This is a genomic window from Gemella sanguinis ATCC 700632 (genome assembly GCF_000701685.1).
GTDB classification, from domain to species: Bacteria; Bacillota; Bacilli; order Staphylococcales; family Gemellaceae; genus Gemella; species Gemella sanguinis.
The window spans coordinates 188,026-201,081 of the sequence record NZ_JNJO01000001.1 but is presented as its reverse complement, the minus strand read 5'-3'; the positions used below and the strand labels follow the sequence as shown (position 1 = coordinate 201,081).

The following is a 13,056-nucleotide window of genomic DNA, read 5'->3' as shown; positions in this document are numbered from 1 at the left end:
AACCTTAAATAAAAAGAACTTGAATTCAATCAGAATCCAAGTTCATTTATTAACTTACTATTTATTTAAGATACTAGCACAACGTGGACATAAACCTTCTTCGTTTACTTCTTCAACGATGTTCCAGCAACGTTCACAACGGTGTCCTTCAGCTTTTGTTACTTTAACAGTTGCTAAATCATAAGCAACACCATCGTTTTCTTTAACTTCAACACTACTTACGATAAATAGTTGGTGTAAGTTATCTACTGAGTTTAGTAATTCTACTACTTCACTGTCGTTACTGTAGATTTCAACAGCAGCTTCTAGAGATTTACCGATAACTTTTTCGTTACGGCTTTCTTCTAAAGCTTTGTTTACATCATCACGTACTTCTAGAAGTTTATCCCATTTAGCTTCTAATGCAGCATCATCGATTAAGTTCTTAGCTGGGAAGTCAGTTAAGTGAACAGATTCAGCATCTTCATATGGCATATTGTCATATACTTCTTCTGCAGTGAATGATAAGATTGGAGCTAATAATCTAACTGATTTACTTAATACAGTGTAAAGTACTGTCAGCATACTTAAACGTTTTTGAGATTTTTCAGCTTCGATATAAAGAATATCTTTACCATAGTCTAGGTAGAATGAAGATAATTCTACGTTGAAGAAGTTGATTAACTCTGTAGTAATACTGTTGAACTGATAGTTTTCATAGTAATCTAATACTTTAGCTACAACTTTTTCAAATTTAAGAACCATGTATTTGTCTAATTCTTCTAATTCATCATATGATAATAAGTCTGTTCTATTATCAAAGTTACCATTGAATAAGTTTCCTAGTAAGAAACGGAATGTATTTCTAATTTTTCTATAAGTTTCAGATACTTGTTTTAGGATATCGTTAGAAATACGCACGTCTTGAGTATAGTCAACACTTGCTGACCATAAACGGATAATCTCAGCACCTAATTGTTTACCTACATCATTTGGAGAGATAACATTACCTAATGATTTACTCATTTTATTACCATTACCGTCCATAACGAAACCTGCAGATACAAGCTCTTTATACGGAGCATCTCCAGAGATAGCTACAGAAGTAATTAATGAAGAGTTAAACCAACCACGATATTGGTCACTTCCTTCTAAATAAAGGTCAGCAGGATAAGTTAAATCATCACGCACTGCGCAACATCCTTGGTGAGAAGTTCCTGAATCGAACCAAACGTCCATAATATCCATTTCTTTAGTGAATTCACCATTTGGACTACCTGGATGAGTATAACCTTCAGGTAATAATTCTTTAGCATCTTTATAGAACCATACATTTGATCCTTCCACTTCAAAGATTTTAGCTACGTGTTCGATTAAAGTATTATCTAAGATAGCCTCTCCGTTTTCTGCGTAGAATACAGGAATTGGCACACCCCAAACACGTTGTCTACTGATTACCCAGTCACCACGGTCACGAATCATGTTATATAATCTTGGTTTACCCCATTCACTGTAGAATTTAGTTCTATCTACAGCATCTAATAATTCAGAACGGAACGCATCAACAGAACAGAACCATTGAGGTGTTGATCTAAAGATAATAGGTTTTTTACTTCTCCAGTCATGTGGATATGAGTGAGTAATATTTTCTTGTTTTAATAATGCCCCAGTTTCAGCTAAGTGTGCAATAATATTTTTGTTGGCATCAAAAACAAATTGTCCTGCGAATTGTCCAGCTTCTTCAGTTAAATTACCTTGGTTATCAACTGGTGATAATACTCCAAGTTTGTATTTACCTTGTCCAACGATAAAGTCATCAACCCCGTGTCCAGGTGCAGTATGAACTAGCCCAGTCCCTGAATCAAGTGTTACATAATCAGCCAAGATTACTGTAGAAGTTCTATCTAAGAATGGGTGTTGACATAGTAAATATTCTAATTCTTTACCAAGTACTGTTTTTCCTAGTTCAAAGTTTTCCCAACCGAATTGTTCAGCTAAGAAGTTAACTCTTTCTTTAGCTAATAGGTAGTTTTCACCATTTACTTTAACTTCTTGATATTCAAAATCAGGGTGAACTGCAATACCTAAGTTTGCAGGTAATGTCCATGGAGTTGTTGTCCAAATAACAAATTTTGTTCCTTTTTCTACTACTCCATCTTCACTTACTAATTCGAATCCAACATAGATAGAAGGTGAAGTATGGTCACGATATTCTATTTCAGCTTCCGCTAAAGCAGATTCTGATGATGGAGACCAATAAATTGGTTTTAATCCTTTATAGATATATCCTTTATCAACCATTTTACCGAATACACGGATTTGTTCAGCTTCAAATTTTGGATCTAGTGTTAAATATGGGTTTTCCCAATCACCAATTACACCTAGTTTTTTGAAGTCTGCACGTTGTTTATCTACTTGTTTTAACGCATAATCTTTACATTTATTTCTGAATTTTGTAGCTGGCATAGATTTTCTATCAACACCATTGTTTACTAATACTTGCTCGATTGGTAAACCGTGAGTATCCCAACCAGGAACGTAATTAGAAACAAAACCATTCATATTTTTATACTTAACGATAAAGTCTTTTAGGATTTTGTTAAGTGCGTGTCCAATGTGGATGTTACCATTTGCGTATGGAGGTCCGTCATGAAGTACGTATGAAGGTTTCCCTGCATTTTTTTCTAAAACTTTTCTATATAAATCCATTTCTTCCCAACGCTTTAAAAATTCTAGTTCTTTATTAGGAAGATTACCACGCATAGGGAATTTAGTTTTTGGCATTAATAATGTATCTTTTAATTCTACCATTTTTTCTCCTTTCAAAATAAAAAGCTCCTAGTAAAAGTTATTGAGGGCGGAATATATCCACGGTACCACCTCATTTAACTCCCACTAAGAGCACTCATTGTCCTATATAATTAATTTCTAATAAAGTGATAACTACTTTATGTCTTTATAAAACTTTTCACCAACCAGTTTCTCTCTAACAATAAATACATAGTAGTCCTGTCTTTATTCAATAAACATATTATATTACATCAACAATAAAGTTTCAAGTGTTTTTTGAGAATTTATTATTAAATTTTCTGAAAACGATGTTTTTTATATCACAATAAAAAAGCCTATATTATAAGTAATATAGACTTTTGTTTAATTTTTAAGCTCCTAAGTAACCTTTTAACGCTTGTGAACCATATTGTAATAACTGTTCATTAGTTAAAGAAGCTGATACATTTATCATACCATTTGATACTTCTATACCTTCTAGTTTTACAGGTAGTTCTACTTTATTAATAGTAATTACATTTCCATTAACACTCACACCTGTTCCAGTTAAATACTCTTTTAAATATTTTTCTAAAGCAAAATCAGGTATAGGTACTTTACCTATTTTAGCATCTTCTAATGTTAATTCAATTTTATTATTAGAACCTGATAGTTTTATATTAGAAGAAATTTCACTATTAATAAAAGATAACTGAACTGGTAGCTTAGCTGCTACTCTATTACCAACTAATTTATAACTACCTTCTTGAATTTCAGCACTATCTTTAGTCGCATGATTTAATATTGATAAGAACATTTCATTATCAATTTTAAGACTAGTAGATAATTTCGAATTACTATAACTTACATTACTTATAAACTCTTTATTTAATGATGCTAAATCCATAGATGAATTTACACTTGATAACTTTTCAGAAGGTTTAATATCTTCGCTAGGTTGCAGGGCATATACTGCTCCCCCACCAAGAAGCGCTATAACTACTAGAAAAGCTAATAATTTTCTTAATACTTTCACTTGAGTCAAACTCCTTTTTTATTATAATTTACATTATACAACAATATAGTAAACTATACAAACTAAACTTTAAACATACTTAATGTCTCTTTTTATAAATAATTTTTTTAAAAAATATTTATAGTTATTTTTAAGCCAAATAAAGCCTTTTACATTAAAAATATTTAAAAAATTGATTTGCAATATAGTTTTATATGTGTTAGTATACTCAAATACTTTGAAAGGAGAAAGATAATATGAATAATAATTTTTTTAAAATACTTAGTTGGGTAGCTACTTTTACTGCCATGCTTATGTATATATCTTATATACCTCAAATTTCAGGTAATATAAACGGTCATAAAGGTGACTTTTTACAACCTTTTGTTGCAGGAATTAACTGTACACTTTGGGTACTTTATGGATTTTTAGGAGAAAAACGTGATTGGCCTATCATTATAGCCAATTCACCGGGAATAATATTTGGATTTACAGCTGCATTCACAGCATTATAGCAATAAACTGGCTTATAATTTTTTATAGGTCAGTTTTTTATTTTACTTTTCCGAAATCAATGTACAAATTATAATTTTTAAGCTATAATTATTAGTAACCTTTTTAGGTTGTAAATACTCAAAAGGAGAATTAGTTATGGAAGAAAAAATTACTTTTAAAAAATTTACTATGAATGTACTTAACGGTGTTGCACTAGGAACTGTCCTATGTTTAGTACCCGGTGCATTATTAGGAGAACTTTTGAAATATATCGCAAAAGTATATCCATCTTTAGCGTTTTTATCATTTTCGGTTACAATTTCTAATGCCCTTATTGGACTTGCTTCAGGTATGATAATAGGAATGATGTTTAAGTTAACACCTATTCAAGGTACTTCTATTGGTTTAGCAACATTATATGCCAGTGGTTCAATAGTTCAAACAGCTGATAAAACAGGATTAATGTTAAAAGGTGCAGGAGATATTGTTACTATTATCTTTACTGCAGCATTAGCAACTGCATTTATCTTACTTATTGGAAACAAAACACAAGGTTACGCAGTATTAGTATTACCTACTCTGAGCCTTGTTGCAATTGGGGGTATAGGAAGATATTTACTTCCATTTTTCGCAGGACTTACTAGAGTATTAGGAGACGGAATTAAACATTTATTAACTCTTCAACCTATTATACTAACAATATTAATAGCGATTATCTTTGCTTGTCTAATTGTTACACCGATAACATCTGTTGGTATTGCACTAGCGATTAATATTGATGGTATAGCATCTGGAGCAGCAAACCTTGGTATTTGCGCTTGTGGTTTTACACTTGCTATTGCTGGTTGGGCAGTTAACTCAAAAGGTATCTGTCTTGCTCACTTTATAGGATCACCAAAAATTTCTATGGCAAATGTTTTTGCAAAACCAAAAATCATGTTACCAGTAATCTGTAGTGCAGCTTGTACAGGAGTACTAGCCGCTATCTTTAATATTAAAGGTACAGCAATGAGTGCTGGTTTTGGATTTAGTGGTTTAGTTGGACCTTTAGCTCACCTTGCGACTACTAACGGTGGTGCTTACGAAATAATTAAAGCCGTGATAATCTTTGCAGTAGTTCCAATTATAACTGGATACCTATTTGTAAAACTATTTACCAAAGTAATACCAATTATAAAACCAGAAGACTACAAAATTAATATGTAATACAATAAACCTTATTACTTTTTAAGAGTAATAAGGTTTTTTATATAGAAAACTATATTCTATAAAATTAATCTTTTTTAAGCTATAATATATTTATAATTCTATCTTACTTTTAAGGAGTAACTATGCTTGAACTTATTAAAAATAAAAAAGTTAATATCTACACTAACTTAAATGGGAATAATCCACTCATTCCTATAGCGACTGATGAGCTATTTCTTCGTCAAGCACTAACTAATAATGAGTGTATTCTACATATTCATTCTTTAGAAAATTCCGCTATTTTAGGAACACCTGATACACGTGTCCCATTTTTTAAAGAAGCTCTAGATTCATTTTATAACAATAATCTAATTCCTGCAGTAAGAAATATCGGTGGTTTAGGTATTATAGCCGACACAGGAGTTATAAGTTTTTCTATAGTTATGAAAATAAATCCAAGTACATTTTCTTTAAACGCTGGTTATAACCTTATGACTGAATTTATTAAGGAGATATTTCCAGAAGTATCAAGCAAGATTCAAGCGGTAGAAATTAGTAATTCATATTGCCCAGGTGATTTTGACTTAAGCATAGATGGTAAAAAGTTTGCCGGTATTGCCCAAAGAAAAGTAAAAGAAAATGTCGTCGTTTCTATTTATCTTAGTTTGTTTGGCAATCAACAAAATCGTACTAAAATAATGAAAGAATACTATGAGGCTGGTCTTAAAGATCAAGAGATAAAATACAAATATCCAAAAATAGATATTAACTGTATGGATACGCTAGAGAACTTACTTAACAAGAGTCTAACTACAAAAGAGTTATTAGAAAGAATGCTTAAAGTACTTTACTCTTTAAACTGTGAAATAGAAAAAGGAAATTATTCAAATAAAATGATAGAAGATTATGAGGAAATATTTAAACAGACTAAACAAAGAAACAATAAACTACTACATGGTGAATAAAACAAAAAAGCTAGTATAGAATTAAAATCTATACTAGTTTTGTTTTAATTAAATATCGGTATAAATGCAAAGATCACAGCTATTACAATAGCTGGTAACATATTAGCAACCTTAAGCTTCAGATTCCAAATTAAATTTGCACCTACACAAAATATTAATACTGAACCTACCATTGATAGATTAGTTAACGCACCTTGTGTCATAATCGGTTCAATAAATTTCGCAAGAATAGTTATTCCACCTTGAAATATAATAAGAGGCACAACTGAGAAAATACTACCACGACCATTTGCCGCAGTAAATATTAATATTGTCACAAAATCGAGTACAGCTTTTGCTGTTAAAATAGAATAATCATGAAATAAAGCATCTTGAATAGCTCCTAAGATAGACATAGCCCCTATACAAATAGTTAGAGATGCCAAAATAAATGAATCAACAAACCTATTGTCACCACTACTTTTAGTTACTCTTTTTAAGTAAATACCTAAATCTTCAAATAGTTTTTCTATATTTAAAACTTCTCCGATTAAAGTACCTAATGTCATACTGACTACCAATACCATAGCCCCACTAGATACTATTTTCCCATCGTTAATTTTTAAAGCATGCTCACACGCGCCAATTATTCCTAAGAAAACTACTGATACTCCAGCAACTTTCATTATAGCTTGTTGTATATTATTAGATATTTTATGACCTATTAATATACCAAGAGCTCCACCAAGTAGAACCCCCACTGCATTTATTAATGTACCTATTCCCATCTTTATTATCCTTCCATATTTACAATAAATGTAATATTATATTAACCCAAAACCAACTAAATGGCATTACTAAAATCATTGCTGGTATCATATCCACTACAGGAAACATTTTTAACTTTAGTATTCTAAATCCTGCCGCTACCATTAAGAAACCTCCACAAGCTTTAAAATCAGCAATCATATCCGGTGTTGTTAACGGTACGATAAAACTTGCAGATAAGAATAATGTCGTAAAGATAACAAACTGCGGAACAGCAATTAGCGAAACGATATACCCTAAGTTACACGCAAATATTGCTGCAGTAAAGAAATCCAAAATAGACTTAGTTATAAGCAAGCTAGAATCCCCAGTCATACCTTCACTTAAACTACCATATATTCCCATACCACTAGAACAAAATAGCACTATCACCGTAATTAAAGTAGCTAAAAATTCTGTTTCTGACATATTTGTTTCTTTTTTCGGTACGATACGAATCATTACTTTCTGAAGTTTTGAACAAAGCTCATACACTTTATCCCCCAGCTTAAACACTAATCCTACTATAGTTCCTATAATAAGAGCGAAAACAACCGCAGGCATATATTTCATTAAAACTATCGATGAAATACCCATCCCCATAGAACATAGACCAAATATCAGATTTAGCTGTTCTTTATACTTCTCTGGTAACTTATCTCCTAAAAGAGCTCCAGCTATACCACCTAGAAATATTGCGATGGTATTAATTATAACCCCAATCGGCATAATATCTCTCCTCTACTCAAAAAATACGTAAACTTATTCTAACACGTAGTTTATTTTCTTACAATACTTTTTCAGTTATAGATAAAATAATTTATCTATAGTATAATAATTATAATTATTTTGTGAGGTGGATTTATGGATATACTAACTATTGGACTTGGAACTATTGGAACTACATATAGCTACTTATTTAATAAAGCTGGCCATAATGTAGAACATTATATTAGAAAAAGTAGTAAAAAAATTAATATAACAGAATTAAATGTTGATATGCTAGATGGTAGAAATAATAAAAAAGGTGATCACTATACTGATACTTATAAAGTAAATACTCATACAAAAGATAACTATGATTTTATTTTTATTAGTATGCCAGCAGGAAATATTAAAAGTGTTATTGAAACATTAATCTCTAACAATATCAAAGGAACTATTATTCTATGCTGTGGTATTTGGGAAGATAAGAAGTATCTTGAAAAAGTAATGCAAGGTAGAGAATATATTCTTGGTTATCCTGTGGCTGGTGGTAATATTGTTGATGCTACTCTTACATGTTGTGTTTTTGATCATTTTATACTAGAGAAAAAAGAAAATTCTAAAATAGATAATTATGATAAACTAGTAAAATTATTTGACAGTTGTAACATTAAGTTAGAAACACCATATGATATGCTTGAGTGGATTTGGTTACATATGGCTATTAATGCTGGTGTAGTATCTATCGCTGCAAAATATGCAGATATGGATAATCCTACTGAAGCTGCGGAGAACCTTATGTCTTCTTCTAAACTATTAGCTGAAGCGGTTTGTGCAATAAGAGAAACTTCTAAGATTATAAAGGCACGTGGTGTAAACTTAAAACACTATAGAAATGAACTTTGGGGATATAAACTTCCGATATTTGTTTCAGCACCAATAATGAAACGAATGTTTGCGACTAATATTCTTACTAGAAAGATTATGACATTGCATAATAATACAGAAGATTTATTATTCGTTTGTAAATGTCTATACGATGCAGGAAAACAATACAATATAAATGCACCTATATTTTATAATGCATATGAAAAAGCAGAAAGTAAGTTTTAATATTAAAAGAGGACGAAAATTTTTCGTCCTCTTTAACATTATGGCATTATTTTTTTATTTAAAAGTGATAAATAATTTAACCTTCTGATTTTGTTCCTTTCAAGTTTTATAAACATTATCCAATAGTTTATTTATTTCTTGTTTTATTTCCTGCTCATACTTAGTTTTTTCTTCTTCGGTTAATTCTCTACTAGGTTTATCTTTACCTTGATCAATATTACGGCTAATTATATTCATGTTTTTATCAAAGATTATGAGTTTACTATACTTATCCATATATACATAAATTTTCCCTCCCTTCACAGGGGACTGTATAACTATACCTTTTTCTCCAGTTAGCTCTAATCTAGGTATTCTATCCATCATATCTAAATTATAATCATCTACCTGATATCCTGCTCTTCTTACTTGTTCTGCATATCTTGTTGTATTCATTAGTCTATCTAACTACTCAAACTCATTACCTTTGTTATTTTTCCTAGTTAAGACCTTAGGAGCCGCTACTGCTTCATACAAAATTACTATTACTGGAGCTACTAAAAATAGTGATAATATTATTTTAAAAATTTTACTCAATATTCTTAAGCCTACCTCTCTCTAAATAATCAAAAAAGTCTTTTTTATATTTTTCTAGTTGTTCTTTACTATAGTTTATAGACATATACCTTTTAGCTATTGTATCAGCACCTACTATTCTTTAGACAGCAATTTTTCCTTGTTCATAATTACCATATCCATGAGCTTTATAAAACTCGCTAACTCTATTTATTGTATTATTTTTTTACTCTAAAATTATATTGAGTCTGTACTTTAAAAATATCATTATTATTTGCCTGCATCATAGAATTATAAGTATTTATCGAATCTAAATCTGAATTAAAATCACCATAATTTGTTATTTAACTCATTGTTTATGTAGATTTTATATATTCCCAAAGATTAAGTTTACTTATATTATGTCCCAATCAATATTATATCTTCGCAAAGAATCCATCCACTAAATCCATATGAAGCATAAATTTTGTAGTATTTAAAATTCTTATTAATTATATATTTATTTAATTCTTCTGGTGTGGCATAATAAATTGGTGCTCCATAATTATTATTTTCTAATATATACTCTACATTATCCGAAAAGAAATTTTCAATGTCTTCTTCAACTATTTCTAAAATAATACTTCCTTTTGTTTCATCATAAAATTTATATATAAACATATTTTTAAATTCTAATGTTATATTATTATCAAAACTTAATTGTATTGAATTTGTTTTAAAGTTAACTGTATAGGTTAATAATTCTTTATCATGCAACATTTTTATTCTCCTTTCTGTCTTGGTGGAATTTTTTTCCAATCCCACGTATGTCTATGAGGAAATACATGAGTTCCATCATCTCCATGAAAATAATCAATATCTATTTTAGCATTGCCTTTTTCATCATAATATCTTCTTTGTTTTAATTGACCATTTGCTATTAAGTCTATTGAAGAGTTTGGAGTACCTTTTACAGGAAGACTAAGCTTATTTTTCTCAATAATATGATATTCAAGTTGCTTACCTTCATAAATCAACCGATCAATTTTAGATATATTTTTATTATCTATTATTTTATTTATATCTACTCTTTGTAATTTACGCAGAACCTTGTATCCTACATAACCTCCAAATCCTCCAAAAGCCATATTTGTCAAAATGTCTGAAGGCTTATTGCCTTTTATAACACCTTCTAAACCTGCTATAAAGCTGCTTGAAGCTATTATCGTTTTTAATGATCCACCTCCTGGTATTGTCCATGGAAGTACTGTTATTAATAAATCCCTCTTCTCTTCATAACTTGCGTTATGTATTACACTTGCACCTATAATTGGTTTACCATGTAATCCTGAATAATGTGCTACATACCTATCATATTCTTCTGCATTTATTTGACTATTTATCATTCTTTTTGAAGATTTAATGCTATTTGTTTTATTACTTTCTTTATTATTTTTTTCCCATATTTCCTTGATAGTACCTACCCATCCCATTTCATTTTTGCCAGGTAGCATAAATGTTTTTAGTGTTGGACTCCAACTTCGTTGGGCTAATGCAATCCCTTGTGCAACAGAGTAACTTAAAACATCTACTTCTTGGAATATACTAACAGAATTCGCATCAAACGCTAGTAGCTTACTTAACTTTTCTTCCAAGTCTCGTTGAATTTTTCTATAACTATCTATCTTTTCTTGCAAATTACTTACTTCATTTAAATCCACTGGATCTTGTTCAAACTGCTCATTCAATAGATTTTCATTCAAAGCAATTTGGCTTTTTGTCTCATCAATTAATCTTTCTAAATCACTTTGCTTTAGGGAGTCTCCATATACTTCACTCGTATATTTATTTATATATTCCTCGTTTGCTTTTTCAATAGCTTTATTTAATAATATACATCCATCAATTAGTGGAGATAAAACACTTCCACAATAAGCTTTGGCACTATCATATGCTGCACCTTGCAAGCTATTTGTTTGAAACATAAAGTTTGATAATGCTTGTTGTATTTGTTGATAACTTTCTATTTGACTTGTCGTAAGGTTTTTTATACTATTGGTTTGGCTTTGAGCAGAGCCTAATATCATATTTATACTCATACATTCTCCTACTATCTCATAATTATTTTTTTAATTTATTGTACTTAATTTTTAAATCAGCTTCTTCATCTAGAAGTGTATTTTTTCTCTTTGTCAGATTTTTTCTACTTAGCTCCTCACAATAACTTATATTATCCATATGTCTATTATATTCTCTTCCAAATATATGATATAACTGTTCTTTTAATCTATGGCTCCGATATTGTTCTTTATTGCTTAGTTCCTCTAATCTTTCGAGTTTTTTTAACTTCTTTTTATTATCATCTAGCTGTTCTTCTAGCATTCTCCTTTTAATATAATCTTCTTTATTATCCATTAATTAATCCTCATAGTATTTAATAACTAACGTAAATATTTAGGTTGTAATTCCTTACTCAAGGCATTATCCATAGCTTCAAATTCTGCGGCAAGGCTATGTATATTATTACACATACTTTGAATTACTTGTTGAAGCTCTTGGCCAGTAGCTAGTGCTAAATCAGCACTACTTTGAGCTTTAGTATTTCCGGCTACTGTAGTTTCTGAATCTTTTGTAACGGATCTAACATTACTTAAACCACTGCTAGCACCTATTAGTTGAGTTGCCGCTCCTGAAGCTTGTTCTTTACTACTTTGCAATAAATCCATATTAGCTCCTTTTATCTTTTACTTTTTTATATTATACTATATATTATACTATTTATCAAAATTTAATTATATTTTTGAATCAAATAACTTACATTTATCTGTTAGTTTTCCTCCTCTTATTATAAGCAAAAAAGAAGCAACTAATTATGGCTACTTCTTTTTCTCATAGTATTTTATTAACTTAAAAATTCATCTTTCTCTATTGTCAGTTTTCCCATATTATCTTTTGAATATGAACTGTTACTATATCTCTTCCAATCCGTCAGTACAGTATCTAATAGTTTATCAGACTTTTCTTGTAGGTATTCTTTTGAAATATTGTATTTTTCTAGTAGTTCTTTTCTTTGCTTTTGTTTGTCATCAGTACTAGGAATATTTCTACCACGAAAACTAACATAATTAATTAATTTTCGAGTATCTACCTCATATCTATAATTTATATCTAAGTATACGTCTTCAGAGATATAACTAGAAGAAATTATCGAGATACTTTTTCTATCTAAGTTATTCACTAATGAAATTTCTACTTTATCTTTATCTGTATTAGTTTTATAATTTAGAGCTCTAATACTTTGTTCTGTTTGATGTCTAGTTAAAGGTACTATTTGAGGCATATTAGCAATTGTCCTAAGTGGCAGGACATTATAATAAGAATTGTACATCTCTTCAAAAGCATTTCTATTATTCGCTTTATAATAACCATACCCTCCACCTATCAGGACTACCATAGCTGTTATAAATATCTTCCATTTTTTACTTATTTTTTGCATAACTACACCTA

15 protein-coding genes are annotated in these 13,056 nt (G+C 30.0%); 4 read left to right on the top strand and 11 right to left on the bottom strand.

Translation table 11 applies throughout. The features are described 5' to 3' along the window. Positions 1-57 precede the first annotated feature (57 nt). Positions 58-2,790: an isoleucine--tRNA ligase gene (gene ileS, locus T369_RS0101010; RefSeq protein WP_031550545.1), complete on the bottom strand. Its 2,733-nt coding sequence runs from the start codon at positions 2,788-2,790 to the stop codon at positions 58-60. Between the two features lie 349 nt (positions 2,791-3,139). Next, positions 3,140-3,784 carry a hypothetical protein gene (locus tag T369_RS0101005; protein ID WP_006364259.1) on the bottom strand — a complete coding sequence of 215 codons (645 nt, stop codon included), beginning with the start codon at positions 3,782-3,784 and terminating at the stop codon, positions 3,140-3,142. Between the two features lie 236 nt (positions 3,785-4,020). On the opposite strand from T369_RS0101005, the gene T369_RS0101000 reads away from it, so the two are divergent. The 3 genes from T369_RS0101000 (at position 4,021) to T369_RS0100990 (ending at position 6,411) form a co-directional block, all read left to right on the top strand. After that, the gene (locus tag T369_RS0101000) at positions 4,021-4,278 is read left to right on the top strand and encodes a SemiSWEET family transporter (protein WP_031550542.1); all 258 of its coding nucleotides are present in this window, start codon (positions 4,021-4,023) and stop codon (positions 4,276-4,278) included. Between the two features lie 136 nt (positions 4,279-4,414). Then, positions 4,415-5,464, top strand: a complete 1,050-nt coding sequence (locus T369_RS0100995) for a PTS sugar transporter subunit IIC (protein WP_031550539.1) — start codon at positions 4,415-4,417, stop codon at positions 5,462-5,464. Positions 5,465-5,589: 125 nt separating this feature from the next. Next, the gene (locus T369_RS0100990) at positions 5,590-6,411 is read left to right on the top strand and encodes a lipoate--protein ligase family protein (RefSeq protein WP_031550535.1); all 822 of its coding nucleotides are present in this window, start codon (positions 5,590-5,592) and stop codon (positions 6,409-6,411) included. A 44-nt stretch (positions 6,412-6,455) separates the two neighbouring features. Here T369_RS0100990 and T369_RS0100985 read toward each other — a convergent pair whose 3' ends face one another. Together T369_RS0100985 and T369_RS0100980 are read right to left on the bottom strand one after the other, a co-directional pair. Then, positions 6,456-7,178, bottom strand: coding sequence for a DUF554 domain-containing protein (locus T369_RS0100985; RefSeq protein ID WP_031550531.1), 723 nt, complete (start codon positions 7,176-7,178; stop codon positions 6,456-6,458). Positions 7,179-7,197: 19 nt separating this feature from the next. Then, positions 7,198-7,926: a DUF554 domain-containing protein gene (locus T369_RS0100980; RefSeq protein ID WP_031550528.1), complete on the bottom strand. Its 729-nt coding sequence runs from the start codon at positions 7,924-7,926 to the stop codon at positions 7,198-7,200. Positions 7,927-8,061: 135 nt separating this feature from the next. Between T369_RS0100980 and T369_RS0100975 the strand changes: the two genes are divergently transcribed. Then, positions 8,062-9,015: a ketopantoate reductase family protein gene (locus T369_RS0100975; protein WP_031550524.1), complete on the top strand. Its 954-nt coding sequence runs from the start codon at positions 8,062-8,064 to the stop codon at positions 9,013-9,015. A gap of 99 nt (positions 9,016-9,114) precedes the next feature. Here the strand turns inward: T369_RS0100975 and T369_RS08815 are convergent, their stop codons facing one another. From T369_RS08815 to T369_RS0100940, 7 genes are all read right to left on the bottom strand, one after another. Next, positions 9,115-9,450: a hypothetical protein gene (locus tag T369_RS08815; RefSeq protein WP_233417869.1), complete on the bottom strand. Its 336-nt coding sequence runs from the start codon at positions 9,448-9,450 to the stop codon at positions 9,115-9,117. Between the two features lie 12 nt (positions 9,451-9,462). Next, complete coding sequence (locus T369_RS09550; RefSeq protein ID WP_267878958.1) at positions 9,463-9,591, bottom strand: hypothetical protein; 129 nt, start codon at positions 9,589-9,591, stop codon at positions 9,463-9,465. A gap of 378 nt (positions 9,592-9,969) precedes the next feature. Next, complete coding sequence (locus tag T369_RS0100960) at positions 9,970-10,329, bottom strand: hypothetical protein (protein WP_031550521.1); 360 nt, start codon at positions 10,327-10,329, stop codon at positions 9,970-9,972. A gap of 2 nt (positions 10,330-10,331) precedes the next feature. Next, complete coding sequence (locus tag T369_RS09385) at positions 10,332-11,648, bottom strand: T7SS effector LXG polymorphic toxin (protein WP_031550517.1); 1,317 nt, start codon at positions 11,646-11,648, stop codon at positions 10,332-10,334. Positions 11,649-11,670: 22 nt separating this feature from the next. Beyond that, entirely contained in the window at positions 11,671-11,964 is a 294-nt protein-coding gene (locus T369_RS0100950) for a hypothetical protein (RefSeq protein ID WP_031550514.1), read from the bottom strand. Positions 11,965-11,990: 26 nt separating this feature from the next. Continuing rightward, complete coding sequence (locus T369_RS0100945) at positions 11,991-12,275, bottom strand: TIGR04197 family type VII secretion effector (protein ID WP_006364274.1); 285 nt, start codon at positions 12,273-12,275, stop codon at positions 11,991-11,993. A 176-nt stretch (positions 12,276-12,451) separates the two neighbouring features. Then, positions 12,452-13,045, bottom strand: coding sequence for a TipC family immunity protein (locus T369_RS0100940; RefSeq protein WP_031550511.1), 594 nt, complete (start codon positions 13,043-13,045; stop codon positions 12,452-12,454). Positions 13,046-13,056: the final 11 nt, after the last annotated feature.

Coding starts and splice junctions, on each gene's coding strand:
- T369_RS0100995 (WP_031550539.1), top strand. CDS start 4,415: ATGGAAGAAAAAATTACTTTTAAAAAATTTACTATGAATGTACTTAAC.
- T369_RS0100960 (WP_031550521.1), bottom strand. CDS start 10,329: ATGTTGCATGATAAAGAATTATTAACCTATACAGTTAACTTTAAAACA.
- T369_RS0100990 (WP_031550535.1), top strand. CDS start 5,590: ATGCTTGAACTTATTAAAAATAAAAAAGTTAATATCTACACTAACTTA.
- T369_RS0100940 (WP_031550511.1), bottom strand. CDS start 13,045: ATGCAAAAAATAAGTAAAAAATGGAAGATATTTATAACAGCTATGGTA.
- T369_RS0100950 (WP_031550514.1), bottom strand. CDS start 11,964: ATGGATAATAAAGAAGATTATATTAAAAGGAGAATGCTAGAAGAACAG.
- T369_RS0100980 (WP_031550528.1), bottom strand. CDS start 7,926: ATGCCGATTGGGGTTATAATTAATACCATCGCAATATTTCTAGGTGGT.
- T369_RS0100945 (WP_006364274.1), bottom strand. CDS start 12,275: ATGGATTTATTGCAAAGTAGTAAAGAACAAGCTTCAGGAGCGGCAACT.
- T369_RS0100975 (WP_031550524.1), top strand. CDS start 8,062: ATGGATATACTAACTATTGGACTTGGAACTATTGGAACTACATATAGC.
- ileS (WP_031550545.1), bottom strand. CDS start 2,790: ATGGTAGAATTAAAAGATACATTATTAATGCCAAAAACTAAATTCCCT.
- T369_RS08815 (WP_233417869.1), bottom strand. CDS start 9,450: ATGAATACAACAAGATATGCAGAACAAGTAAGAAGAGCAGGATATCAG.
- T369_RS09385 (WP_031550517.1), bottom strand. CDS start 11,648: ATGAGTATAAATATGATATTAGGCTCTGCTCAAAGCCAAACCAATAGT.
- T369_RS0100985 (WP_031550531.1), bottom strand. CDS start 7,178: ATGGGAATAGGTACATTAATAAATGCAGTGGGGGTTCTACTTGGTGGA.
- T369_RS0101000 (WP_031550542.1), top strand. CDS start 4,021: ATGAATAATAATTTTTTTAAAATACTTAGTTGGGTAGCTACTTTTACT.